Source organism: Aeromonas sp. QDB56 (assembly GCF_027705505.1).
In the GTDB taxonomy this organism is placed as follows: domain Bacteria; phylum Pseudomonadota; class Gammaproteobacteria; order Enterobacterales; family Aeromonadaceae; genus Aeromonas; species Aeromonas caviae.
The window spans coordinates 1-518 of record NZ_JAPDBZ010000336.1 but is presented as its reverse complement, the minus strand read 5'-3'; the positions used below and the strand labels follow the sequence as shown (position 1 = coordinate 518).

The window sequence follows — 518 nt, the reverse complement described above, 5'->3', positions numbered from 1 at the left end:
CTAAGATTTTTGTCGCCACGCTTGCTGATACCCTTCAGGTTTGCCCGGCCCCCAGTACTGTACTGGCGTGGCACCAATCCGACTGACGCCGCGAAATCACGACTACATCGATAGTGTTTTCCGTCACCGAGCTCGGCGGCCAACACGCTGGCAGTGATCGGGCCGACACCAGGGATTGTCATCAGACGCTGACCAAGATCGTCATCGCCAAGCTGGCTGGCCAGTTCCTTGTCGATCTCGGCAATTTGCTGCTCCAGATACTTGAAATGGGCATGCAGCCTCTCCAACATGGTAATCAGTCGCGCTGGTAACTCGTGTTCAGCCATCACAGAAGGCAGGCGCTTGATGGCGGCATGACCGACGGGCAGACTGATGCCAAATTCGAGTAAAAAGCCGTGTATCTGGTTCGATGCCTTAACCCGATCGCGCACAAACGATTCGCGCACACGATGCAGTGCTCCCAACGTTTGCTGGCTTTCGGTCTTGGGCGTTACAAACCGCATGGAGGGACGGCAGGC

General features: G+C 56.4%; 1 pseudogene. It reads right to left on the bottom strand.

What is annotated here, in order from left to right:
* Positions 1-518: pseudogene (locus tag OKB81_RS20755) on the bottom strand (IS110-like element ISAeca3 family transposase); the annotation flags it as partial.